We start from the raw sequence: 25,000 nt of genomic DNA, 5'->3' as shown, positions 1-25,000 counted from the left end.
AAATAATAAAACGCCACAAAAATACAATAATTACGGTATATTAGGTATCGAATTATTTATATTTATATTATAATTTTTCATAAAATTAACAATGAAAGTAAATGTTCATCAAAATATTAAAATCCTTGTCTTAGTTCTTTCAATTTTATTTTCCTTACAAAAAAGTTATTCTCAAAACGATAATTTTTGGTCCAATGTTAGTTTTGGAGGCAATCTGGGAATTGGTTTTGGCAATGATACTTTTAGTGGAGTAATCGAACCATCGGGACTATATAATTTTAATGAACAATTTGCCGTCGGAATGGGAGTTAGTTTTGGATATATTGAATCTAACAATTTTACAGCGACCAATTATGGAGGAAGTGTCCTTGCTTTTTATAGCCCAATACGAGAAATTCGACTCTCACTTGAGTTTCAGGAAATGGGAGTTTCGAGAACTCTTGAAATTGAAAACGCACAGGACCTGAAAGAAAATTATTGGTATCCGTCGCTATTCATTGGTGGTGGTTATCGTATTGGTAATGTAAGTGTTGGTATTCGTTATGACCTCCTTTATGATAGCGATAAAAGTATCTACGGAAGCCCCTACACTCCTTTTGTTAGTGTATTTTTCTAAAGAATTGTCTTACCACAAATAAAAAATACAATTATGTGGTTTTCCTCCATATTTCACGAGTTTTTTTTCAGCTTTGCGAAGTGTCCTATATTTATATCGTAGATCTTCAACATCTGTAGTACAATCTATTTTTTTAAAACTAAGTGTATTAAAAAAATCCTGATCCCACTCTGATTGTTTTTTCATATCCTTCCTTTCATGGCACATTACAATAAGATTTTGCTGTAAAAATGTTCGATTCTCAGTAACATCTAACACTTTCTCCATTGAAAAAGACGTTTCTCTTTCGCTCTTGGTATAACGAGTATTAGATCGAATAATCTCGGTAAATGTTGTAAATAACTGTAGTGTATCATTTTCGATATAGTAATATTCTAAACTATTATCCCAGTTTTGCTTATAGATATGCTTTATCAATTTTAATTGATCATTTTTATAATAATAGTAAATGTTCCCTGAGAAATATTCTGAACAATGATATCTTTTGGATAATTGTTTAATCAAAGTGTCTCTTTCTTTTTTACCAACTTCTCTCAAAAACTCTTCATAAGAAATGTTTATTTTATCTTGAGAAATATCCTGACCATAATTAATGGTTAATACGAAAAATAAGAAAATGCTACTATAGAACTTCATACGTTTAAAATTTCTAGTTATTCTACATTCTATTTTACATCTAAGATAAATTTTTGATCAATAGAATCTCACCCTTTGTTTCTATACCAAACCTTTTGCCACTCTCGCTTTAGAATCAAATACGCAGCATATTCTGCTATATCAACACTATTTTCAGAATCCAGGCTTCTTATCTTAGTTTCAGAGACATCTACAGCATACAACAAATTAAGATACTCATTAAAAGCATTCTGTAATTTTTCAACAAGCAAGTACGCCACTTCAGAAAACAGATCCTGAGGTGTTTTACTTTTGATATCATAATCAATCCCTGCACGATTCAGATCTTTTTGTAATTGCGCCAGAAATTGAGGATACAAATCAAAATTAGACACCTCATCTATTAATTGCTTTGCGGTAATAAGACTATATCTGTTAGACACTTCGATTCATTAATTTTTCTCCAAATGATTTCAATATCGCTTTTTTATCTTCTGTAATAGAGAGGGTTTCTAAAACCGAAAATGCTTTATTGGTATATTTTTCAATTTCTAATCGTGTTTTATCTTTTGCTCCGGTGGTCTCAAAAAGATGTTTTATAATATCTATTTTTTGAGATGGGTCATTAGGAGTAAGAGAAAATAATTCTTTTAATTGCTTGCGTTCCTCTTCACTTGCAAATTCTAAAGCTTTTAGATACAAAATAGTTTTTTTATTCTCAATAATATCCCCTCCTACTTGTTTACCAAAAGTCTTAGGATCCCCAAAAGCATCTAAATAATCATCCTGAAGTTGAAATGCTAATCCTAATAATCTTCCAAAATCATAAATTGAGGATCTACAATCTTCTGGAGCATTAGCAACGGTAGCTCCCATTCTCATCGCTGCGCCAACTAAAACCGCCGTCTTATATTCTATCATTTGGATATATTCGGGAATAGTAACATCATCTCTGGTTTCAAAATCAATATCGTATTGTTGTCCCTCACATACTTCTATTGCAGTCTTGGTAAATAGTTTAGCCAGCTCTCTAAAAGTATTTCCTTCATAATTTTCAAACAATTGATAAGCATTAATCAACATTGCATCTCCAGAAAGAATTCCTGTATTTATATCCCATTTTTCATGAACAGTTTCTTTTCCTCTCCTAAGAGGTGCATCATCCATTATATCATCATGTATTAATGAAAAATTATGAAAAACCTCTATAGCCAATGCTGCATCTAAAGCTTTTTTGTAATCTCCTCCAAAAATTTCGGAAGCCATTAATACCAAAATCGGCCGCAATCGTTTACCACCAAGATTAAGAATATAGGATATTGGTTCATAAAGATTCTTGGGTTCTTTAGTTATCGTTTTTTTAGATAGATATTCTAAAAAATACCTCTGATAATCAGAAATTGTGTGCACAGTATTTTTTTATGCTAAAGTAATTGAAACTTTTTAAAAAACTAATGCTAATCATAATCTCGTATTTAAAACATTGTATTGATCAAAATCTGGGCGTAATGTTAAAAATTTGTGAAACTCAGGAAACTTTTATTGTTTTTAAAGTTTCCGGATGTACATTTGGCAAAAAAAAAGAACCCTTTTAATGAAAGACAAAATAATAGAAAAAGCTAATGATATGTTTTTGAACCTGGGTTTTAAGAGTGTTACTATGGATGATCTTGCTACCGAGATGGGAATTTCTAAAAAGACAATTTACACGCATTTTCAAAATAAAACAGCACTGGTAAAGGCAACTACAGATCATCTTTTTTGTACTATTTCTAATGGAATAGACACTATTGTAGATCAAAAAAATGGGCCTATCGAAGAATTATATGCAATTAAAGCCTTTGTGATGCATCATCTGAAAAATGAAAAGACCGCGCCACAATATCAACTTCAAAAATACTATCCGAAGATATACAAAACTCTTAAAGCAAAACAATTTGAGGTTATGCAAGAGTGTGTTATTGAAAACCTGGATAGAGGAATAAAAAAGGAGGTTTTTAGAAAAAATATAGACATCCAATTTATTTCAAGAATATATTTTAATGGAATGATCGGAATAAAGGATCAGGAAATGTTTCCGATGCAAAAATTTCCTATAACTCAGCTTATGGCAGATTATCTGGAATATCATGTTAGGGGCATTGCAACAGAAAAAGGATTAAAAATTTTAAACAATCTACTAATAAAAGAGTAATATCTATGAGAAACAACCTTTGGTTAATCTGTCTGGGTTGGTTATTTACAACCACAATATTAGCCCAACAGCCGCCAGCAAATTCTTCATATTCCTTTACACTAGATGAAGCGATAGAATTCGCCTTAGAAAACAGTTATCAATCTATTAATGCAAGACGTGATGTAGCAAAAGCACTTAAAAGAAAATGGGAAACCACTGCAGATGGTCTTCCTCAAATTAGTGCATTGGTCGATTATCAAAATCAATTAAAGCAACCTGTTTCGCTATTACCAGGAGAAGTTACCGGCGGAGAGCCTGGGACTTTTGTTCCTGTTGTTTTTGGAACAAAACAACAAGCATCGGCAACAGCAACTCTAAGTCAGCTTATTTTTGATGGTTCTTATTTAGTTGGTTTACAAGCCGCAAAGAGTTTTTTACAATATAACAATGATGTTGAAGAAAAAACCCAACTCGAAGTCCGTAAAGGTGTTATTAACGCATATGGAAGTGTACTTGTGGCTCAGGAAAGCGTAAAGATTCTTAAAAATAATGTCGCTACTCTAGAGAAAAATTATCTGGAAACAAAGAAGATTTTTGAGAATGGTCTGGCCGAAGAAGAAGATGTAGAACAACTACAAATCACTTTATTACAGATTAAGAATCAGTTTAATAACGCAGAACGGTTAGAAAAAATCGCTATGCAAATGTTTAATTTAACTCTTGGAGTTCCTGTTGATTCGAATATTGTGCTTTCTGATAATTTAGATGGTCTTGCTTTAAAAAACATGGATAAATCTGTTACTGCCAAACCATTTAACATAGAAAATAATATAGATTACAGATTAGCATACCTTCTTACCGAACAAACGCGGTTAGAGTTAAAACTAGAAAAAAGTAGGGCACTCCCCTCTTTGTCTGCTTTTGTTAATTATGGTACACAAGCCAATAGTAATTCTTTTACTTTTTTGGATAGTGATCAACGCTGGTTTCAATCTTCTATTTTGGGAGCGAGCCTGAAGATTCCGATTTTCAGTTCTTTAAAAAGAAGTGCCAGAACACAACAGGCCAGAATAGCTGACGAACAATCGAGAACCGATTTTCTGAGAATTCAACGAGAGATACAACTTAAGTATGACACTGCTATAAGTGATTATAAGTTTTCGATAGAAAGTTATGATACCTCGAAGCAAAATCTCACACTAGCAGAGCGAATAGAGAAAAAAAATCAGATTAAATACACAGAAGGCCTTGCCTCTAGTTTTGAATTAAGACAAGCACAATTACAGCTATACTCTTCTCAGAATGAAGTATTGAATGCTATGCTTAACATTATCAACAAAAAGGCTGAACTAGAAACGATTTTAAATACACCAAATAATAATTAACCATATTATGAAAAAGATACTTACCATATTATCTATATCACTTCTTATCATTTCATGTGGACAAAATAATACAAAGTCTATTGATAAAATTATAGAAGACGGTAATCTGCAAGCATTACGTGCAAAAAGAACCGAGATAGTAGCCGAGCAACAAGCTGTTGCTGATCAATTAAAACAATTAGACGAGGCAATCGCTTCTTTAGATTCTGTAAAAAAACTTCCTTTGGTAACTACGATTATGGCCAAAGATACTTTGTTTAATCATTTTCTGGAGTTACAAGGAAATGTTGAGACCAAAAAGAATATAGTTCTGTATCCCGAAATGGGCGGTATCTTAACCCGAGTTTATGTTAAAGAAGGACAAAAAGTATCTAAAGGACAATTATTAGCCAGAATTGATGATGGTGGATTAAGCCAACAATTATCTCAGGTAGAAGTACAGGCACAATTAGCAAAAACAACATTTGATCGTCAAAAAAGACTATGGGATCAAAAAATTGGTTCGGAAATTCAATATCTGGAAGCTAAAACAAATTTTGAAGCTCAACAAAATGTGGTAAACCAGATCAAACGCCAATTAGCAAAAACAACTGTAAACGCACCATTTTCTGGTGTTATTGATGATGTCATTACAGAACAGGGAAGTGTTGTCTCTCCCGGACAGTCTGCATTAATACGCATTGTCAATTTAAATGATATGTATATCGAAACAGAAGTCCCTGAGCGTTATATCCCAAATATCACTAAAGGAAAAGATGTAGAAGTGTATTTCCCAATTCTTGGAAAGACAATTAACACAAAGATTCGCCAAGTAGGAAATTATATCAATCCAAACAATCGTTCTTTTATGGTAGAAGTTGGTATTCCTTCGAATGGAGGAACCATAAAACCAAATCTTACTGCCAAAGTAAAAATTAATGATTACACTAATGAAAAAGCGATACTAATCCCACAAAGTATCATTTCTGAAAATGCAGAAGGAGATCAATATACTTATGTTACTCTGGATAAGAATTCTGAAAATATTGCTGAAGCCAAAAGAGTAATCATTCAAACAGGGAAAACACAAGGAGACCTCATAGAGATTACCAAAGGTCTTAATAGTGGTGATGCTATAATTAGTGAAGGTGCAAGAAGTGTAAAAGATGGTCAGAAAGTTAAAATTTTAAACTAACACTCCTATGGAAGAAGTTAATAAGAAAAAGGTAGATAAGGAATTTAAATTATCATCTTGGGCTATAGATAACCCTACTACTATCTATGTAATGATTGGGATATTTCTGGTTTTGGGGCTTTCGGCATATTTTTCTATGCCACGAGAAAATTTTCCTGAGATCAATGAAACCAAAATATACATTAGTGTTCCTTATCCCGGGAATACTGCAGAAGATATAGAACGCCTAATCGTAGATCCACTAGAGGATAAATTAAAAAATGTAAGTAATGTAGTAGAGGTTGTTTCAACTTCTCAAGAAGATTATGCCATTATAACCGTAGAGTTTGATGAAGAACTTTCTGTACCGGCAGCTAAGCAAAAGGTAAAAGATGAAGTCGATTCTGAAAAAGCAAATGAAGACTGGCCTACTTTTAATGGTGCTAAGGTAGAACCTAATGTTTTTGATTTAAGTATTTCTGAAGAAACTCCGATTATGGCCATCAACATCACTGGAGATTACCCAGTTGATCAATTAAAAAAATTCGGAGAATACCTTGAAGATAAAATTGAAGATCTATCCGAAATCAAAAAAGTAGACATCAGAGGTGCTCAGGAAAAAGAAGTAGAAGTTGCTGTGGATATCTATAAAATGATGGCTGCCAAAGTAAGTTTTGATGATATCATTAATGCAATCCGTAATGGAAATATTACTATGTCTGCCGGAAATATGATTACTAACGGACAAAGACGTACTATTAGAATATTAGGTGAAATCAATAATCCTTTGCAATTAGATGATTTTGTTGTTAAATCTCAGGATGGTGCAGTGTATTTGCGTGATATTGCCAAAGTAACTTTTAGAGATGAAGACAAAACTACTTATGCCAGAGATTTTGGGAACAATGTAGTCATGCTTGAAGTTAAAAAACGCTCTGGTAAAAATATGGTTGAGGCTGCCGAAAAAATAAATAAGATTATAGCAAATGCTATAAAAGACGTATTTCCAAAAGATTTAAATATCAATATTGCTAACGACGAATCTTCGAAAACTATTAACCAGGTAAATGATCTGGTCAACAATATTATTTTTGGGATCATATTAGTGGTTGGAGTATTAATGTTCTTTTTAGGATTTAGAAATGCATTATTTGTTGGGTTTGCTATTCCTATGTCTATGTTTATGTCGTTTATGATCCTATCTGCTTTGGGATATACCATGAATACCATGATCCTATTCGCCTTAATTATGGGATTAGGGATGTTGGTTGATAATGGTATTGTAGTAGTAGAAAATGTATATCGTTTGATGGAAGAAGAAGGCATGTCGAGAATACAAGCTGCCAAAAAGGGTATTGGTGAAATTGCATTTCCAATAATCATCTCTACTTTAACCACTGTAGCAGCATTTGTTCCTTTAGGAATGTGGCCTGGTGTAATGGGACAATTTATGATCTATTTCCCAATTACATTATCGGTAGTACTTGGATCCTCTCTATTTGTAGCCATATTTATTAACTCTATGTTGGTTTCCCAATTTATGGAAATTGGAGAAAAAGAACTCTCTGTAAAACAATTGATACGCTTAAGTGCTATTTTAGGAGGTATTGGTATTTTCATACTCATCTTTGGAGGAGCTGTAAGAGGCTTAGGAAGCCTTATGATCTTTACTGCAATCATGTTCTGGGTATACAAATATGTGCTTAAAAAAGCGGCAAACTTCTTTCAAAAAAGAATTCTGGCCTGGTTAGAAAATAAATATCAAAAATTTCTAGCCTTTGCTTTAAAAGGATGGCGTGTCTATGGATTTACCTTTGGAACATTTTTACTCCTATTTATTGTATTTGCAATGTTTGGAGCTTCTGTTGGGAATCAACGTACTAAAATTGAATTCTTTCCTGATAACAAACCCAACCAAATTATCGTTTATATTGAATATCCACAGGGTACTGATATCAAAAAAACCAATGAAATTACTATTGATATCGAAAAGAGGGTTTATGCTGTTTTAAACAGTAAGGAATATATAGAAGGAAAAGATCATAATTTCTTGGTAGAAACTGCGGTTTCTCAAGTAGGAGAAGGTGCATTTAATCCGCAAACCGATGGAGGAAGCAGTGCAGAAATGCCACATCGTGCTAAAATCATAGCAGTGATGAGAGAATACAAATTCAGAAAAGGAAAAGATTCTGAAGTACTTCGCCAAAAAGTACAAGATGCCTTAAAAGGAATTTATCCTGGGGTTGCTATTTCTGTAGAAAAAGATGCAGTAGGTCCTCCTGCAGGATATCCTATTAATATTGAAATCGAGGGGCCCGATTATGATGAACTGATCAATATTGCAGAACAAATGCGTAACTTTATTAATGAAAAAAACATCCCTGGTATTGAGGAATTAAAAATTGATGTTAATAAAGGGAAACCTGCTATGCAAGTGGTTGTAGATCGTGAAAAAGCAGGTGAATTAGGTGTGGCTGCCGGCCAGGTTGGTAATCAATTACGTCGTTCAATCTTTGGAGAAAAAGCCGGAGTTTATAAAAAAGAAGGAGAAGATTATGATATCTATGTTCGATTTAATGAAGTTAATCGATATAATACAAGCGCGCTGTTTAACCAAAATATTACATTTAGAGATCAAGCTACAGGAAAACTAAAAGAGATACCTGTTTCTACAGTAGCTTCGCAAAAAAACACTTCTTCTTTTAGTGCTATTAAGCATAAAAAAGCCAAAAGAGTAGTTACAGTATACTCCGGTCTTCAACCTGGTTATACAGATGCCGGAGCAATTGTATCCCAGATCAAAACCGAAATGGCTAGTTTTTCGAAACCTCCAAAAGGTGTTGAAATTGATTACACAGGTCAGATAGAAGAACAAGACAAACAAATGAAATTTTTAATGGGTGCTTTCTTTTCTGGGCTTGGACTTATTATGTTAATTCTTATTTTTCAGTTTAGCTCAATCTCAAAACCTACTATAATCATGATTGCCATTTTCCTAAGTTTTATAGGCGTTTTTGGAGGAATATTAATTACCGGAGCTTCATTTGTAATAATGATGACAATGATGGGGATTATTTCACTAGCCGGAATTGTGGTAAATAATGGAGTAGTGCTACTAGACTATACTCAACTTTTGATAGATCGTAAAAAAGTAGAACTTAATGTTCCTGAAAAAGATTTATTACCCAATGAAGAAGTAATGAAAGTAATCATTAAAGGAGGTAGAGCTCGTTTACGACCAGTATTATTAACTGCAATTACTACAGTATTAGGATTAATCCCTCTGGCAATAGGGTTAAACATAGATTTTTTCTCTTTATTTTCTGAGTTTAATCCAAAAATATATATGGGTGGTGATAATGTAATTTTCTGGGGACCACTAGCCTGGACCGTTATTTATGGACTAATCATAGCCACATTCCTGACCTTAATTATTGTTCCGGTGCTATTCTTTATTGTACACCGTATTAAAATTAGGTTTAGTAAAAAGAAAGTTGCAGTAATACCAGCAGTAACTGCAACAGCATAACATTTTATAAAATTAAGCACAAAAAAGTCACGGCTTATACCGTGACTTTTTTTGTTTAGTTCTTATATCTTCTAGTTAGTTGGTGATAAATGAATCTAAAAAAGGCGGTAGGAAAACTTCTGTTAGCACGAAACAGCGTCTATAATTTAAAAAAATAAACAAAAACGGCTTCTATACTTCTGTATAAAAGCCGTTTGGGGAAAATATAATTTTGTTTCTCACTTCTGACTATCCTTAATATAAGTGAGTTTGTATTATGCGACGAAATTAGGAATTCCTTCTCCATAATTGGTTTCACTTTTTGACAGTAATTATGTCACTTTTTAACAGTAATTCTATTTTAGCCAGTTCTTAAAAGTCCTGATCTTGTTTTATTTAAAACAGATTATAATCAATAATGAGGCTTCACTCTTATTATTTGCTTTGTATTCTAACATTAATCATTATGAGTTCATTATAAAGTCTATACAGTATATAATTTAATTCAACCAATAATTCTAGTGGTTAAGTTATGTTTTATTTCAAAAAAATCCCAGTTCCGAAAAATGAAACTACCATGTATTATCATTGTACCGCGAATGATAAAATATGCAAGATATTCTAATCAAAAATATCGAATGGACCTACCAGTTAAAAAGAAAACCCATACTAAAAACCAGAGAGCACTCTAGATGTATAGGAAATCTTTCCGGATTTTACGACAGCATATCTTGTAGCACTGGAATCGCCCCGGGTTTTCCGGCAACATATCCAGTTGCACTGGAAACGTCTCTGATTTCCCAGGGCGTTTTCCAGTTTTGTATAATCATTCTAAATAAGAAATATAAAAAACGCTGAGAATAACCAAAATACATATATCAATAATCTTAAAACAAAAAACAATGAAAGACTTATTAGTAGCACCAAAACTAGAAAATTTTAAAAACGGGGAATTCTCTAAATACACTCGTACACTATTAGAATTAAGCAATGAGCAAGATCTGGGCGCAATGGAGTTAACATCCTATATCGATAAACTTACATCAGAATACGACAGCTTTAAAACTGTATATAAGAAAAACAGAGGAAGTATTCTTACTCCAGAACTGGCTATGTTGGACCGGTATCGTGATAACGGGCTTAAACTGGTACAACGAGGAGTAAAACTCATTGCCGATTTTGCCCGGGATGAAAATGACCGTAATCAAGCTAATCTTGTCTACAAAGCGATTACCAAACACGGTACAGCCATTTATGATATGGCGTATAATCAACAAGGCGGGGTAATGGATGAGATTATAGAGGAAGTCGAAGAAGATTCTAAATTAGGTACAGCTATAGACGCATTACACCAACGTAAATATTTTAATGAGATGAAAGATGCGCATCAATCTTTTGATAGTATCTTTAAAGCTAGGCTTAAAGAACAGCAACGTGAGCAAAGTAATCTTAATATTACTGAGTTACGAAAACGTACTACTGCAGCACTTCGAGAAGTACTTGACTGGATTTTTATCAGAGCCAAAACTAAAGGTATTAGCCAATTTGAAACTTATATTGGTAATCTCAATGCGCTTACCGAGCAATATAACCTATCTATTGAACGTCGTTTACATGGCAAATCGGAAACTGAACAAGAATTGGATGATGATTTTGATCCTAACCAGGGAGAAGTGTAGTCTTATCAAAAAAAAACGCCGCAAAAATTGCGGCGTTTTACTATCTTAAAAGATTAGTTATTCATTTTCTGATAATGGAATAGGAAGTATATTAAATACCTGATCTCCAGCTCTATCAATAGGTAATGTATTGGATAAACTATATCTTCTTAAATCAAACATTCTATGGTTTTCTGCCCATAAAGAATATCTTCTCTGATTCAACATCTCAGTAGTTAAAGCATCTGCAGTTACTGCTCCCGAGTAATTTGGTAAACCTGCAGCATTCCTAATAACATCTAATGCAGTTACCGCATCTGTAAGATTATTAGCTAATATGCTTGCTTCTGCATATACTAAGATTAACTCTTCATTTCTAATAATATCTATTGGCGTAACATTAGTAGCATATAATCTAGTCTCATGAGTCCCTGTAAGACCATCTTGAACACTAGGATCTGGTCTAACAGCAGTTTTTGTAGTAACTCTTGTGTCTCCTGCTTCTGCATCATTAATCCAGCTATCATGCACTATAATTTGATCTCCATTGTTTGGTTCTGTTGCAGATACCGACGCTACTCTAAATACAGGGTTGGCACGGTCATTTCCTCCTCCTAATCCAAAGACGTACTTTGGTCCAGTAGTCAAACCAGCAGTAAGGCTAAAAAATGAACTCGATAATAATGTTAAAGAACTGCCTCCATCTCCGGCATAAACAGCTGCTATTGCTGCTACCGCTCTATTAAATGAAGCAAATGTACTTGGTGTATCAAAACCAGCAAATCCACTACTTAAAGTAAATGCAAAAGTGCTTCCTGCGTTACCTAAATCTGTATTCGCTTCATCTAATAAACTTCTCACTGCAGCTAATGTTGCATCAAATCCTAAAACCGGACCTAAATTATCCGGATCAGAAATATCTACTCTAGCGGTTCCATAAGATTTTAAGATCTGAATTAATTCATACGCCTTCACTGTTTTTGCATATCCTAAATATCCAGATTTTTCTTCTTCTGAAACTGCATTAGTATTGGCTACAGCCTCTATCAAAAGGCTAGCATTTTTGACACATCTGTAGCTTCCATTCCATTGTGCTGTACTATAAAATGAATTATTATCCAGGGATACTCCATCTTTTCCTAATAAATTTCCTGTATTTCTAGGATCAGCATCAAATAAATAAAGTTCGCGTGCCATAGTACCACTCGCTGTAACTTCTACACCTAATCCATTTCTTGAAGTAGATTCTACTCCTGTTGCAAGTTCATTTAATTGTTTTTTTGATGCACCATTAGTAACTCCTACAACACTTGGGCCATTTGGGTCTACAACTTCGTCTATAGTACATGAAGTTATTAATAAAGCAAAAAGTGCTCCGATAATAGTATACTTCATCTTAATTTTAATTTTAAATATATTTTTCATTATGCACTTGTATTAAAAATTAACATTTAAATGAAAGTAAAATTGCTGTGAACTAGGGAATGGAGTTACCTCAATTCCACTTGATAATCCTGCTCCTCCATTTACTGAAACTTCTGGATCATAACTACTATAATCTGTAATGGTAAACAGATTTCTAGCAGATACTCCTAGTTTTATACCTTCAACAGACTCTCCTAACCAATTACTAACTGTTTTTGAAGGAAGTCTATAGTATATTGCAGCTTCTCTTAATCTTAGATAACCAGCTGGTTCAACAAATCGTAAAGCATCAGCAGTTGAAGCCAAACGTGCCTGTCCTTCTGCAGTTTCTAAATCTGGAGACGTTCCTCCCAAATCTGTTAAAAATCTCGATAAGTTTAAGTTATCACCACCCTTTTTCCATTGCAAAAGAAATGAAACATCCCATTGCTTAAGTATCGTTAATTGATTATTAAAAGCCATCTGAAAATCAGGCTCTACGTTTCCTACTTGGGTTAATGTCCCATTAATATTTCCTACCAATTGTGTTACAGGTTTTCCTTCTTCAATATAAAAAGTACCTAAGCCTGTACCAAAACCAGCTCCGGGTTGTGCAAATGCAGGAACATCTAGTCTTGTAACTTCCGATCTATTTAAATAAAATTGCACTCCTGTATTCCAACGGAAATTATCTCCATCAAATACATCTCCTCTCAAAGCTAATTCTACACCTTCATTTTTAAGATCTGCCAAATTTGTAGTTTCTGTAGTAAAACCAGAGGAAGCAGGTAGTGATCTAGAAAGAATTAGATCTTTCACGTTTTTATGATAATATGTAGCCTCTAAAGAAACTCTGCTATTCAACAATCCAAGATCAAAACCAACCTCAAATTCTGAAGCTGTTTCTGGCTCTACATTTGGATCCCCTTTTAAACCAGCAACAGATGTTCCTCCATTACCTCCGGTATTTGAAGATCCTAAACTTGTAAATGTAGCTCCAAAAGAAGCTGGGTTTCCAGTTTCTCCATATGCAGCTCTAATTTTAAATTGATTAACCGCCTCTACACTCCAAAAATCTAAATTTGCAATGTTTACTGCCAAAGAAGCTTTTGGAAATCCATATAACTTATTAGGATCTCCATTTCTTGAAGATTTATCTAATCTATATCCTAAAGTCGCTATAAATTGATCTTTATAATTTCCTTCTACCTGAGCAAAATATCCAAAATCTTTTTCCCTTGAGAAAAATTGGTCTATTACCTGGTTTACCGATTGATCTACATTGGTTTGTCCTCCTGTTAAATCAGAACCACGACTATTCACCAAATTAGATTTCTGATTTAAATAAGTAATACCAAATTGTGTAGTCAAATCCAAATCACCATTAAGTGAGGTATTGTTCCAAACGGCTATCGCTTGAGCATTGAACTGTGTGAAATTGTTTTTTCCTTGTGCAACAAACCCTTCTTGATTTCCAACTTGAGCTTGGTGTGTTTCTGGCACATACACATAGGTTTCATTTGCCAAATAATCAACCCCTCCATTAAGAATAAGTCGAATTCTATTATTCTCTCTGGTAAACAGTTTAGTATTCAATTTGAATCCTTGTATGATTCTGTTATTTGAATCTTCATTTTTTGCCTGATCTCTTACAAAAATTGGATTCCCAGGATAATTAGGGTTATTTGGATAGTTACCATCAGCATCAGGATATAAACTATTCCATGGACGAGTAAATGCTAATGTATATCCATAACTTAATCCTCCTTCGTTTTCATTTCCTGTAAAACTTCTACTAGAATTACTTCTTACATAGTTTGTAGTAGAAGTAAAATCAAATACATCAGAAATACGATGATCTATGTTAGTTCTTAACGATAATCTATCAAATCCTGTGTTTTTGATAATCCCTTCTTCATCTCTATAGGATCCTCCTACATAAAACTTGGTCTTCTCATTACCTCCTGTAGCATTTATTCTGGTATCGGTTATAAAACCTGTATTACCATAAATTTCATCTTCATAATCATAAAGCCCTCCATTAGAAGCTATAGTAGCATTATATTTATCTCTTTCTGCTGCATTAAAAGTAGATTCTACAGATGCTGCAGTCCAGGGTCTTAGTCCCAATTTATTTTGAATAACATTAACTCCTGTATCCTGGCTAAAGCTTATTTTTGTTTTACCACCTTTTCCTCTTTTGGTAGTAATAATAACAACACCGGCATTACCACGTTGTCCATAGATAGCAGCTGCAGAAGATCCTTTTAAAACCTCAATGTTTTCAATATCATTAGGATCCAAATCCGCTAGTCTATTTCCTGAATTTTCTTCATTCCCTCTGTTTCCTCCTGAGGCAAATCGTAATCCAGATGGAATTTCTACATTATTTATATATACTCCATCTACAATAACCAAAGGCTGATTGTTACCGTTTATAGAAGAAACTCCTCTTAATCTCAATGCGAATCCTCCTCCAGGTGCACCTGAAGATGAAGTAATATTTACACCTGTAACTTTACCATATAAAGCTCCATCTACAGTAGTTTGCCCTGTATTTCCAACTAATTCTTCTGAAGAAACCGTTGAAACGGCATTAGCTAAGTTCGCTCTTTTTATAGATGAACCTAGTCCAGTTACTACCACTTCTTCTAATGATTCTGTAGACTCGGCTACTTGAATCGTAATATTTCCTGCAGTTGCTACAGGCACCGTTTTTTCTGCAAATCCTAATGCAAATACTTTTAAATTTACTGGCAAACTACTTACGGTAATACTAAAGTTACCATCAATGTCACTAGAGGTACCATTATCTGTTCCTTCTTCAATAATATTCATAAAAGGAGCTCCTTCGCCAGTGCCCTCAACGACCACTTTTCCCGTAATGGTCTCCTGAGCCAACAACAAAGTCGGAACAAAAATTAGTAATAGCAAAATCTTCATTTTGCAAAAATGATTGTGTTTTTTCATAATGATCTGTTTAAATGTTTGGTTAAATCTATTAAAAGATATTGATAAAACAATGTTAAAACTAACAATTGTTCGCATAAAAATGACCAAAATAGCACCTATACCAATTAAAATATTATAAAATACATGGCAATTTTAAATATTTCAAACTCTTAACAAAATTGTTTTATAATTAACAATTTTCATAATATACCTAAAGATTCTCAAAACAATCAAAATCTATTACCCGTTCACAGTTAAACTTCTTATTTTTGCAGCCTTAATATATAACATATGTATAGAAGTCATTCGTGTGGTGAACTACGCGCCTCAGATATCAAAAAAGAAGTCACCTTATCTGGATGGGTGCAAAAGACTCGTGATAAAGGATTTATGATATGGGTTGATCTTAGAGATCGTTACGGAATCACTCAATTAATATTTGATGAAGAACGTACCCCAGCACCGGTGGTCAAAAAAGCTAAGACCTTAGGACGAGAGTTCGTTATCCAAGTAAAAGGAACAGTAATTGAGCGTGAATCAAAAAATCAAAAAATCCCTACAGGAGAAATTGAAATCCTGGTAAATGAATTAACCATTCTTAATGAATCTATCGTCCCTCCCTTTACTATAGAAGATCAAACGGATGGAGGAGAAGATATTAGAATGAAATATAGGTATCTTGATATACGTCGTAATCCTGTGAAAAATAGCTTGATGTTTAGACATCAAGTAGGGATGCAAGTAAGGAATTATCTTTCGAATGAAGGGTTTATCGAAGTTGAAACTCCGTATTTAATTAAATCCACCCCCGAAGGAGCTCGTGACTTTGTTGTTCCATCCAGAATGAATGAAGGACAATTCTACGCATTACCACAATCACCACAAACTTTTAAGCAACTACTTATGGTTGGTGGAATGGATAAATATTTTCAGATTGTAAAATGTTTTAGAGATGAAGACTTAAGAGCAGACAGACAACCTGAATTCACACAAATAGATTGTGAAATGGCATTTGTTGAGCAAGAAGATATTTTAAACATATTCGAAGGACTTACCCGATATTTGCTATCAGAAATAAAAGGAGTAAATATTGGTGATTTCCCAAGAATGACCTATGAAGAGGCCATGCGAACTTATGGTAATGATAAACCAGATATAAGGTTTGAGATGAAGTTTGGTGAGCTTAATGATATTGCTCAACACAAAGAGTTTAATGTATTTAATACCGCAGAATTGGTTGTTGGTATTGCCGTTCCTGGTGGAGCTTCATATACCAGAAAAGAGATTGATAAGCTTATCGATTGGGTAAAACGCCCTCAAGTTGGTGCACTAGGAATGGTATATGTAAAATGCAATGAAGACGGAACATATAAATCCTCTGTAGATAAGTTTTACGATCAAGATGATCTGGCTAAATGGGCAGAGGCAACCGGAGCTAAAGCAGGAGATTTAATCTGTGTACTTTCTGGTCCTACAAACAAAGTAAGAGCACAACTAAGCGCTCTTAGAATGGAACTTGCCGAACGACTAGGATTAAGAAATCCAGAAGAATTTGCTCCTTTATGGGTAGTTGATTTTCCATTATTAGAATGGGATGAGGAAACAGAACGTTATCATGCTATGCATCATCCTTTTACCTCTCCAAAACCAGAAGATATTGCGTTATTGGATACCAGACCAGGAGATGTTCGTGCTAATGCATATGATCTTGTTTTAAATGGAAATGAAATTGGAGGTGGTTCTATCCGTATTCATGATGCAGCAACGCAAGCATTAATGTTTGATCATTTAGGATTCACTCCAGAAGAAGCAAAGGCTCAGTTCGGATTTTTAATGGATGCTTTCCAATATGGAGCTCCTCCTCATGGCGGCATTGCTTTTGGGTTTGATAGATTAGTCGCTATTCTTGGCGGTCAGGAAACAATTCGAGATTTTATTGCTTTTCCGAAAAATAATAGTGGGCGAGATATTATGATTGATGCACCATCTAATATTGATAGCGAACAGCTCAAGGAATTAAATATAAAACTTGATTTATAATATAAAATCCCGCCACGAGCGGGATTTTTATTACCTTTAAACTAGTTAAGTCAAGTACATATGTCTCCCCAAAAGAAAAAGACGTTACTTTATAAGATACTCAAATGGAGATATCGCCATATTTCTGACAAAACCTTTATTCTTATCCTAAGCATTCTTGTTGGGTTTACAGCAGGGCTTGTTTCCTTATTATTAAAAAATATTACTCATTTAATCCAGGTCGTTTTAGAAAGTGATATCATCTCCTGGCAAGCTTCTTTTTATTTTATTATCCCAATAATTGGTCTACTAATTGTATATATATTCACAAAATATATATTTAAAAGAGACGTAAAATCAGCGATCCCTCTTATTTTACATTCGCTTTCAAAAAAAAATGGGGTTATACGACCTATTCATGGATATTTACCTCTCATTCTAGCACCAATAACAGTAGGTTTTGGTGGTTCGGTAGGGCTTTTGGGGCCAGCAATTAGTTCTGGATCAGCATTAAGTTCTAGTTTTAGCACCTTATTTCATGTTAATCGAAAAACAAGAGTATTACTTATCGGTTGTGCTTCTGCAGGTGCTATTTCTGCCGTATTCAAATCTCCTTTGGCAGGGCTAGTTTTTGCTGTAGAAGTATTTAGTTTAGACCTTACATTAACTTCCTTGTTACCTTTACTTTTTGCTTCGGTATCTTCAATAATTACCTCCTATTTTTTTTTAGGCGACGAAGTCTTATTTAGATTTAATGTTTTAGAAAAATTTGATATCTACGACACTCCCTTTTACATTATTTTAGGAATCGGAACCGCATTTGCTTCTATATACTTTACTAAGATGTATTTTGGAATATTACATTTTTTTGATCGGTTTTCTAAAAAGATTCATCGGTTATTAATTGGTGGGCTTGCTATCGGAATCATGTTATATTTTATCCCCCCACTCTATGGTGAAGGTCTTGGCTTTATAAATGGTTTATTACACGGTGATCATCTAACTGCTATTGGCAAAACTCCATTTGACGCTATGACCAGTAACATATGGATTGTCATAGCTTTATTAACAGGTATTACTATTTTTAAGGCGGTTGCCATGACTGCTACATTTGCTGCAGGAGGTTCTGGAGGGATATTCATCCCAACAATGGTTATGGGTAGTGCATTGGGCAATGTAGTATCTAAAGTAATTAATAATCTAGGAATGGGGTTTCATGTTTCTGAAGCCAATTTTACATTACTAGGAATGGCTGGGCTTATTGCCGGGGTATTACATGCCCCACTAACTTCAATATTTCTTATTGCAGAAATCACCTCTAGTTATGAGTTATTTGTTCCTTTAATGATTACGACTTCAATATCATTTATAATTTCAAAAAATAAAATAGAGCATAATATTTACACCCGAGAACTCGCAAAACAAGGTCATTTATTGACCCATGACAAGGATCAAACCGTTTTGACTCTAATGAATCTCGAAGACTGTATAGAAACTAATTTTATCCCGGTAAAACCAAATTACACCCTAAAACAACTTCTAAGTGAGGCTGTAGCAAAATCAAACAGAAATCTATTTCCTGTTACTAACGAATCTGATCATCTTATAGGAATGGTTTCATTAGATGATATTAGAGATATTATGTTTGATATTACTTTATATCACAAAATAACAGTTGACACCTTGATGGCTCAAACCTCGGTTGCAATAATTTATGAGCATGACAATGCAAAAACAGTAATGAAAAAATTTCAGGATACCGGAGCCTGGAATTTACCTGTGATTAAAAATGGTAAATATTTTGGCTTTATTTCAAAATCAAAACTTCTTACTGCATATCGCAGAAAGTTGATTAATTTTACACGATAAACCCTCAATCTATCGTCTATACATCATAATACTATTAAAAACTAACGTTTCTATTACAAGAGGATCTTAAAAAACATTTATACCCATGAAATATATTATTAGAATACTTTTAATAGCTATTATTATCCTGATATGTGTTGGATATTACTTCAAAAACTCGGGAGATCATAGTACCGGTGATAAATTAGTTGGGATTGGTATATTAGCTTCTTCTTTCATTTTAATGCCTATTTTTATCTATCACAGATGGAAAAATAAAAAAGTTAAAGACTACATGCTTACCGAGGAAAACCTAAAGAAAATGAGGGAGTATGAGGCAAATACAGAAAATAACAACCGATAAATTTTCAAAATATTCATACTTTGATAACAATTCATAAAAAATTTAAAACTACCTTTATTATTTAAATACTTATTATCTTATTACAATGGAAGGAACAGTAAAATTTTTTAACGAATCAAAAGGTTACGGATTTATTACCAACGACGAAACAGGAAAAGACATTTTTGTTCATGCTTCAGGAATTGATGGCGAAGCATTAAATGAAGGTGACAAAGTAGAGTATAATGAAGAAGAAGGAAGAAAAGGGCTTACTGCAGCTAATGTACGTATCATTCACGGATAGAACGCACACTCCTAAGTTTCAAAAGCACTACTGATCGTAGTGTTTTTTTTATTTCTTAATTGATCCTTGATATAAAAATTTAATTTAGTTAAGGTTTCGTTTTTCAATAAAAAATCGAGTGATCAATTCTCCACATTCTTCTTCTAAAACACCTCCTATAATTTCAGTCTTTGGGTGAAGTTTTGTTCCCATTGCAGCACATCCCCTTCGTTCATCAACTGCACCATACACTATTTTTTTAATCTGGCTCCAATATAAAGCTCCAGCACACATCTGGCAGGGTTCTAGAGTTACATATAATGTACATTCTTTAAGATATTTGCCTCCTAAAAAATTTGCTGCTGCTGTTATTGCTTGCATTTCGGCATGAGCCGTAACATCATTTAATAATTCTGTAAGGTTATGAGCTCTGGCTATAATTCGATCTGCAACTACAATAACCGCTCCTACCGGAACTTCATTCTTCTCATACGCCAATTCTGCTTCCTGAAGTGCTTTCTTCATAAAATAAGAATCATCTAATGGGTCTAACATATATTATTAAATTTTAGGTAAAGCTAAATAAAAATATTTGTATTCTGAATGAAATAAAAAGTATATAAAGAACCATTACAAAATAGTACTTTTGTGCTATGCAACAATCATTTCTATCTAATATCAAATATCCATCTGATCTAAGAAAACTATCTCCTAATCAGTTACCCAAACTGGCCAAAGAACTTAGAGATTTTGTGATTAATATTGTTGCTACCAAAGAGGGGCATCTCGGAGCAAGTTTAGGAGTGATCGAGCTCACTATTGCTCTGCATTATATTTTTGACACCCCTAACGATCTTCTTGTTTGGGATGTTGGGCATCAGGCTTATCCTCATAAAATCCTTACAGGAAGAAAAGATATATTTCATACCAACCGTCAATTGGGTGGTATAAGCGGGTTTCCTAAACGTAGCGAAAGTGATTATGATACTTTTGGGGTTGGGCATTCTTCTACTTCTATTTCGGCTGTATTAGGTATGGCAATTGCATCCAAATTAAAAGGAGATATCACAAAACAGCATGTCGCAATAATTGGTGATGCTTCTATTGCTAGTGGAATGGCTTTTGAAGGGCTTAATCATGCCGGAGTAACCGACACCAATATGCTGGTTATCCTTAATGATAATGCTATCGGTATCGATCCTAGTGTAGGTGCTCTGAAAGAATACCTTACTAAAGCCAAGATCGGAGTTAGGCCTAGAAAAAATAATATTATCGAAGCATTGAATTTTAATTACTTTGGTCCTATTGACGGACATGATCTACCTATGCTTCTCAAAACTTTGGAGAAACTAAAAACTACAAAAGGCCCAAAGCTTTTACATATTATTACTACCAAAGGAAAGGGCTTAAAACAAGCTGAAGAAGACCAGGTAAAATACCATGCTCCGGGTAAATTTGATGCTTCGACCGGAGATTTAATTTCAAAGGATAATACAGGATTACCACCTAAGTATCAGGATGTTTTTGGGTTTACTATTCTTGAACTAGCTAGAAAAAATAAGAAGATTATAGGTATAACACCTGCAATGCCAACCGGAAGTTCTTTAAAATACATGATGGAAGAAATGCCAGATCGGGCTTTTGATGTCGGTATTGCAGAGCAACATGCAGTCACTCTTGCTGCCGGAATGGCAACACAAGGATTAGTACCTTTTTGCACAATATATTCTACTTTTTTACAGCGTGCTTATGATCAGGTAATCCATGATGTAGCTTTACAAAATTTACCTGTTATTTTTTGTATTGATCGTGCCGGTATTGTTGGCGCAGATGGTGCAACACACCATGGGATTTTTGATATTGCTTATCTTACTTGCATCCCTAATATGATTGTTGCAGCACCAGCCAATGAGATCGAGTTACGACATTTATTGTATACTGCTTCTTTGGGGCTAGATCATCCTATAGCGATACGCTATCCCAGAGGCAGAGGGCATATTATCGACTGGGAAGTTCCTATGCAAAAACTAGAAATTGGTAAAGCGATCAGCCTAAAAAAAGGTTCTAAAATCGCTTTAGTTTCTACAGGTACTATTGCGCATAATATTACCGAAGCCGTTGAGGCTATAGAAGAAACCATTAGTCACTATCATTTTGGTTTTATAAAACCTTTAGATATTGATCTACTGAAACAAATAATGCAGAACTATAATACCATTATTACTGTCGAAGATGGAGTTATCAAAGGTGGTTTTGGAAGTTCGATACTCGATTTTGCCAATCAGCATAATTTTAAAAATACCATCATCACTCTAGGTATTCCTGATCAATTTATTCATCACGGTACTGTTGAGGAATTACAAGAAATTTGTGGGATTTCTACTCAGGGAATTCTTAAAGTGATTAAAGAATATATCTAATCGGTATCAGAGTATTCTTAATTTGATTATAGTTACTACACCAATGGCCTCTTAAAATGAACCATATAGACCTCACAGGTCTCCAAGACCTGTGAGGTCTATAAAAGATTTATAAAGCCATTTAGAAATAGGAAAATCGAATTAATCACTTCATAACTCATCACTATTTTTAGGGTATTCATCACAAAAGCCCATTTTCATTTTATCATTTCTATAATTCTAAGTTTTTTTGCGCCCAAAATTACAAATTATAGAAATGAAAAAACTAAATCTACTTATCCTTGTCTTTGCTACTATTTTTATTTCCTGCTCAAAAGATGATGACACTTCTAATGAGAAAACATCTGATTTAATTGGTACTTGGGAATTAATTCATGAACAGCAAAGTAATTTACCTGAAAACACACTAAGTGACTGCGAAAAAACATCAACAATAGAGTTTAAGTCTGACAAAACATATATTGAAAAAACTTTTGCTATAGCAAACGGTAATTGTGTTAGTGATGGTGAATATAATGGGTCCTGGTCAGAATCTGGTGATCAATTGACATTACAATATACTGATGAAGGAGAAAGCATAACAGATATTTCAAAATTTGGTATCGCTAATAACGAACTTACATTAATTTATAATGACGAAGGAATTTTGATCACCTATATTTATAAAAAAAGATGATCGATATGGTAACAATTATTCTTTCTATAACACTTATTTAAGAACAATAAATAATGATCATTTTTTTACAACTATGAAAAAACTAAGCCTATTTACCTTACTAATTACATTAATTTTTATTTCTTGCTCCAAAGATGATGACGCTTCAAAACAAGAAACACCTACAAATAAAGACCTAATCGTAGGAAAATGGGATGTAGTAGCTATTACTGACATCCCAAATGATGATTGTGAACTATTAAGTACTCTAGAAATAAAAGCAGATGGCACTTATGAGGAACAAACATATGGGGGTTTTGCAGGGGGAGTTAATTGCACTCCCGACGATTTGGATAAAGGAACCTGGAAACTATCAGAAAACACTCTAACATTAACATTAGACGAACTAGGTAATGCAATTAGTCTTACTACTGATAATACCATTTTAGAGCTTACAGAAACTACTTTAAAATATGAATTTGAATATACTGAAGAGGGACAAACATTTAAAGAGGCATGGACTTTCACTAAAATTAAATAACCAATTCTAGCTATTTAAAAAAAGCACTTAAATAATTATTTAAGTGCTTTTTTTTATATCAGCAATCCTTTAATCTTCTGAAACTTCAGTAAAGCGTTACCATCGGTAAGGCTCGCCACATAGTTGCTTATTCCAATAAGTCGAGTATAGAGATCGGCATTTATATAATCAAAATGCATCCCTTCGGCTCTCAAGATTAACTTATCATAATTAGAACTCTCTCCTTTATTAAAGTTATCCGTAGCTACGCAATAACGATCTAAAAGCGTAGCAAGAATCTCATATCCTGCAATCTCCTTTTCTGTTACTTCCTGACTTTGATAAATCTTGGCAATGCTTATTTTTATAATGTCATCGATTTGAGCTTCGTATTTACTTTTGTCTATTAATGCCATATCAAAAGTTCCTGATAATATAGCTTCTTCATGTTCGATAAAAACACTTGCTGCTTCTCCTATCAAAGTATTAATAGCTAGTGCTCTAAGATAACTTAATCGATCTGCTGTGGTGGTGAGTTTATTATATTTTGAAGTATTGATAGTATCCTTCACCAATTTAATCAAGTATTCTAAAGCATATTCTTCTTCTATCAATCCCAGATTAATACCATCTTCAAAATCGATAATGGTATAACAAATATCGTCTGCTGCTTCTACCAAAAAAGTTAATGGATGGCGACTATATGTAACCTCATCACCTATCTTATATTGCAATAACCCTACTTCTTCTGCTACCTCTTTAAAAAAAGAAGTATCGTTCTGAAAGTACCCAAATTTTTTATGAGCAATATGTGTCGTTGGCTTTTTAGGTAGAGACTCTTTAGGGTATTTCATAAACGCTCCTAGTGTCGCATAGGACAACCTAAGACCTCCTTCTATCCCTTCACGAGATTCTGTAAGAATTTTAAACCCATTGGCATTACCTTCAAAATCAATTAGATCCTGATACTGTTTGGAAGTAAGCAGATCTTTATATCGACAACCGCTTCCTGTTTTGAAGTATTCTCCTATAGCCTTCTCTCCAGAATGCCCAAAGGGTGGATTACCAATATCATGTGCTAATGCAGCGGCAGCAACGATAGCACCAAAATCATTAAACTGATATCCATGAACAGCAGCAAGATGCGGATGTTTCTCTAAGATTTTCTTACCTACTACTCTACCCAAAGAACGTCCTACTACAGATACTTCGAGGCTATGGGTTAATCGTGTATGCACAAAGCTGGTTTTGGATAACGGAATAACCTGTGTTTTATCCTGTAAACTCCTAAAAGCCGAAGAGAAGATAATGCGATCATAATCGACTTCAAAACCTAACCGGGTTTCGTCTTGCTCTTTACGTAATCTTTTATTTCTATCTCCTTGTCGTTTTAAGGACAGGAGTTGCTCCCAATTCATCATATTTCTAAGAAAATTCGAATATAC

Annotated in this window: 21 protein-coding genes; 13 read left to right on the top strand and 8 right to left on the bottom strand. The window is 33.9% G+C overall.

Going from position 1 to position 25,000, the window contains the following annotated elements:
• The first annotated feature begins 91 nt into the window (after window positions 1-91).
• Window positions 92-616, top strand: a complete 525-nt coding sequence (locus tag DK441_RS14515) for an alpha-ketoglutarate decarboxylase (RefSeq protein ID WP_109851364.1) — start codon at window positions 92-94, stop codon at window positions 614-616.
• Between the two features lie 9 nt (window positions 617-625).
• On the opposite strand, the gene DK441_RS14510 is transcribed toward DK441_RS14515, so the two are convergent.
• From DK441_RS14510 to DK441_RS14500, 3 genes are all read right to left on the bottom strand, one after another.
• Entirely contained in the window at window positions 626-1,252 is a 627-nt protein-coding gene (locus tag DK441_RS14510) for a hypothetical protein (protein ID WP_109851363.1), read from the bottom strand.
• A gap of 68 nt (window positions 1,253-1,320) precedes the next feature.
• Window positions 1,321-1,674, bottom strand: a complete 354-nt coding sequence (locus DK441_RS14505) for a hypothetical protein (RefSeq protein WP_109851362.1) — start codon at window positions 1,672-1,674, stop codon at window positions 1,321-1,323.
• On the bottom strand, window positions 1,667-2,641 hold the full coding sequence (locus tag DK441_RS14500) for a polyprenyl synthetase family protein (RefSeq protein ID WP_109851361.1): 975 nt from the start codon (window positions 2,639-2,641) through the stop codon (window positions 1,667-1,669). The genes DK441_RS14505 and DK441_RS14500 overlap by 8 nt, the downstream gene beginning before the upstream one ends.
• A 184-nt stretch (window positions 2,642-2,825) precedes the next feature.
• Between DK441_RS14500 and DK441_RS14495 the strand changes: the two genes are divergently transcribed.
• Genes DK441_RS14495 through DK441_RS14480 form a run of 4 tightly spaced genes read left to right on the top strand, consistent with a single transcriptional unit; the run spans window position 2,826 to window position 9,474 of the window.
• Window positions 2,826-3,425 carry a TetR/AcrR family transcriptional regulator gene (locus DK441_RS14495; protein WP_074409571.1) on the top strand — a complete coding sequence of 200 codons (600 nt, stop codon included), beginning with the start codon at window positions 2,826-2,828 and terminating at the stop codon, window positions 3,423-3,425.
• A gap of 5 nt (window positions 3,426-3,430) precedes the next feature.
• Complete coding sequence (locus DK441_RS14490; RefSeq protein WP_109851360.1) at window positions 3,431-4,792, top strand: TolC family protein; 1,362 nt, start codon at window positions 3,431-3,433, stop codon at window positions 4,790-4,792.
• Between the two features lie 7 nt (window positions 4,793-4,799).
• Window positions 4,800-5,966, top strand: coding sequence for an efflux RND transporter periplasmic adaptor subunit (locus tag DK441_RS14485; protein WP_109851359.1), 1,167 nt, complete (start codon window positions 4,800-4,802; stop codon window positions 5,964-5,966).
• A gap of 7 nt (window positions 5,967-5,973) precedes the next feature.
• The gene (locus tag DK441_RS14480) at window positions 5,974-9,474 is read left to right on the top strand and encodes an efflux RND transporter permease subunit (protein ID WP_109851358.1); all 3,501 of its coding nucleotides are present in this window, start codon (window positions 5,974-5,976) and stop codon (window positions 9,472-9,474) included.
• A gap of 695 nt (window positions 9,475-10,169) precedes the next feature.
• Here DK441_RS14480 and DK441_RS26605 read toward each other — a convergent pair.
• Complete coding sequence (locus DK441_RS26605; RefSeq protein WP_160112100.1) at window positions 10,170-10,328, bottom strand: hypothetical protein; 159 nt, start codon at window positions 10,326-10,328, stop codon at window positions 10,170-10,172.
• A 27-nt stretch (window positions 10,329-10,355) separates the two neighbouring features.
• Here DK441_RS26605 and DK441_RS14475 point away from each other — a divergent pair, with 27 nt between their 5' ends.
• Complete coding sequence (locus tag DK441_RS14475; protein ID WP_109851357.1) at window positions 10,356-11,132, top strand: DUF6261 family protein; 777 nt, start codon at window positions 10,356-10,358, stop codon at window positions 11,130-11,132.
• Window positions 11,133-11,189: 57 nt separating this feature from the next.
• Here the strand turns inward: DK441_RS14475 and DK441_RS14470 are convergent, their stop codons facing one another.
• Together DK441_RS14470 and DK441_RS14465 are read right to left on the bottom strand one after the other, a co-directional pair.
• A complete protein-coding gene (locus tag DK441_RS14470) occupies window positions 11,190-12,506 on the bottom strand; it encodes a RagB/SusD family nutrient uptake outer membrane protein (RefSeq protein WP_235015768.1) in 1,317 nt (438 codons plus the stop codon).
• Window positions 12,507-12,548: 42 nt separating this feature from the next.
• Window positions 12,549-15,485, bottom strand: coding sequence for a SusC/RagA family TonB-linked outer membrane protein (locus DK441_RS14465; protein WP_109851355.1), 2,937 nt, complete (start codon window positions 15,483-15,485; stop codon window positions 12,549-12,551).
• A gap of 273 nt (window positions 15,486-15,758) precedes the next feature.
• On the opposite strand from DK441_RS14465, the gene aspS reads away from it, so the two are divergent.
• From aspS to DK441_RS14445, 4 genes are all read left to right on the top strand, one after another.
• The gene (gene aspS / locus DK441_RS14460) at window positions 15,759-17,507 is read left to right on the top strand and encodes an aspartate--tRNA ligase (RefSeq protein ID WP_109851354.1); all 1,749 of its coding nucleotides are present in this window, start codon (window positions 15,759-15,761) and stop codon (window positions 17,505-17,507) included.
• Window positions 17,508-17,567: 60 nt separating this feature from the next.
• Complete coding sequence (locus tag DK441_RS14455; protein WP_109851353.1) at window positions 17,568-19,355, top strand: chloride channel protein; 1,788 nt, start codon at window positions 17,568-17,570, stop codon at window positions 19,353-19,355.
• Window positions 19,356-19,440: 85 nt separating this feature from the next.
• Window positions 19,441-19,698: a hypothetical protein gene (locus DK441_RS14450; protein ID WP_109851352.1), complete on the top strand. Its 258-nt coding sequence runs from the start codon at window positions 19,441-19,443 to the stop codon at window positions 19,696-19,698.
• Between the two features lie 85 nt (window positions 19,699-19,783).
• Window positions 19,784-19,981 carry a cold-shock protein gene (locus tag DK441_RS14445; RefSeq protein WP_074409501.1) on the top strand — a complete coding sequence of 66 codons (198 nt, stop codon included), beginning with the start codon at window positions 19,784-19,786 and terminating at the stop codon, window positions 19,979-19,981.
• Window positions 19,982-20,065: 84 nt separating this feature from the next.
• Here the strand turns inward: DK441_RS14445 and DK441_RS14440 are convergent, their stop codons facing one another.
• Complete coding sequence (locus DK441_RS14440; RefSeq protein WP_109851351.1) at window positions 20,066-20,515, bottom strand: nucleoside deaminase; 450 nt, start codon at window positions 20,513-20,515, stop codon at window positions 20,066-20,068.
• 98 nt (window positions 20,516-20,613) lie between these two features.
• Between DK441_RS14440 and dxs the strand changes: the two genes are divergently transcribed.
• The 3 genes from dxs (at window position 20,614) to DK441_RS14425 (ending at window position 23,576) form a co-directional block, all read left to right on the top strand.
• Window positions 20,614-22,380, top strand: coding sequence for a 1-deoxy-D-xylulose-5-phosphate synthase (gene dxs / locus DK441_RS14435; RefSeq protein WP_109851350.1), 1,767 nt, complete (start codon window positions 20,614-20,616; stop codon window positions 22,378-22,380).
• Between the two features lie 256 nt (window positions 22,381-22,636).
• Window positions 22,637-23,056, top strand: a complete 420-nt coding sequence (locus tag DK441_RS14430; protein WP_109851349.1) for a lipocalin family protein — start codon at window positions 22,637-22,639, stop codon at window positions 23,054-23,056.
• A 73-nt stretch (window positions 23,057-23,129) separates the two neighbouring features.
• Window positions 23,130-23,576 carry a lipocalin family protein gene (locus tag DK441_RS14425; protein WP_109851348.1) on the top strand — a complete coding sequence of 149 codons (447 nt, stop codon included), beginning with the start codon at window positions 23,130-23,132 and terminating at the stop codon, window positions 23,574-23,576.
• Between the two features lie 53 nt (window positions 23,577-23,629).
• Here the strand turns inward: DK441_RS14425 and dgt are convergent, their stop codons facing one another.
• Entirely contained in the window at window positions 23,630-24,973 is a 1,344-nt protein-coding gene (gene dgt, locus DK441_RS14420) for a dGTP triphosphohydrolase (protein ID WP_109851347.1), read from the bottom strand.
• Window positions 24,974-25,000: the final 27 nt, after the last annotated feature.

The sequence above is a fragment of the Aquimarina sp. AU58 genome, from assembly GCF_900312745.1.
GTDB lineage: Bacteria > Bacteroidota > Bacteroidia > Flavobacteriales > Flavobacteriaceae > Aquimarina > Aquimarina spinulae.
The sequence above is the reverse complement of the archived record's forward strand: the minus strand, read 5'-3'. Positions and strand labels throughout refer to the sequence as shown.

Bases quoted from the DNA above. Each gene is read 5' to 3' on its own strand.
- DK441_RS26605 (WP_160112100.1), bottom strand. From the start codon at position 10,328: ATGTATTTTGGTTATTCTCAGCGTTTTTTATATTTCTTATTTAGAATG.
- DK441_RS14510 (WP_109851363.1), bottom strand. From the start codon at position 1,252: ATGAAGTTCTATAGTAGCATTTTCTTATTTTTCGTATTAACCATTAAT.
- DK441_RS14450 (WP_109851352.1), top strand. From the start codon at position 19,441: ATGAAATATATTATTAGAATACTTTTAATAGCTATTATTATCCTGATA.
- aspS (WP_109851354.1), top strand. From the start codon at position 15,759: ATGTATAGAAGTCATTCGTGTGGTGAACTACGCGCCTCAGATATCAAA.
- DK441_RS14455 (WP_109851353.1), top strand. From the start codon at position 17,568: ATGTCTCCCCAAAAGAAAAAGACGTTACTTTATAAGATACTCAAATGG.
- DK441_RS14445 (WP_074409501.1), top strand. From the start codon at position 19,784: ATGGAAGGAACAGTAAAATTTTTTAACGAATCAAAAGGTTACGGATTT.
- DK441_RS14515 (WP_109851364.1), top strand. From the start codon at position 92: ATGAAAGTAAATGTTCATCAAAATATTAAAATCCTTGTCTTAGTTCTT.
- DK441_RS14465 (WP_109851355.1), bottom strand. From the start codon at position 15,485: ATGAAAAAACACAATCATTTTTGCAAAATGAAGATTTTGCTATTACTA.
- DK441_RS14495 (WP_074409571.1), top strand. From the start codon at position 2,826: ATGAAAGACAAAATAATAGAAAAAGCTAATGATATGTTTTTGAACCTG.
- DK441_RS14485 (WP_109851359.1), top strand. From the start codon at position 4,800: ATGAAAAAGATACTTACCATATTATCTATATCACTTCTTATCATTTCA.
- DK441_RS14440 (WP_109851351.1), bottom strand. From the start codon at position 20,515: ATGTTAGACCCATTAGATGATTCTTATTTTATGAAGAAAGCACTTCAG.
- DK441_RS14430 (WP_109851349.1), top strand. From the start codon at position 22,637: ATGAAAAAACTAAATCTACTTATCCTTGTCTTTGCTACTATTTTTATT.
- DK441_RS14480 (WP_109851358.1), top strand. From the start codon at position 5,974: ATGGAAGAAGTTAATAAGAAAAAGGTAGATAAGGAATTTAAATTATCA.
- DK441_RS14425 (WP_109851348.1), top strand. From the start codon at position 23,130: ATGAAAAAACTAAGCCTATTTACCTTACTAATTACATTAATTTTTATT.
- DK441_RS14475 (WP_109851357.1), top strand. From the start codon at position 10,356: ATGAAAGACTTATTAGTAGCACCAAAACTAGAAAATTTTAAAAACGGG.
- DK441_RS14470 (WP_235015768.1), bottom strand. From the start codon at position 12,506: ATGAAGTATACTATTATCGGAGCACTTTTTGCTTTATTAATAACTTCA.
- DK441_RS14490 (WP_109851360.1), top strand. From the start codon at position 3,431: ATGAGAAACAACCTTTGGTTAATCTGTCTGGGTTGGTTATTTACAACC.
- dgt (WP_109851347.1), bottom strand. From the start codon at position 24,973: ATGAATTGGGAGCAACTCCTGTCCTTAAAACGACAAGGAGATAGAAAT.
- dxs (WP_109851350.1), top strand. From the start codon at position 20,614: ATGCAACAATCATTTCTATCTAATATCAAATATCCATCTGATCTAAGA.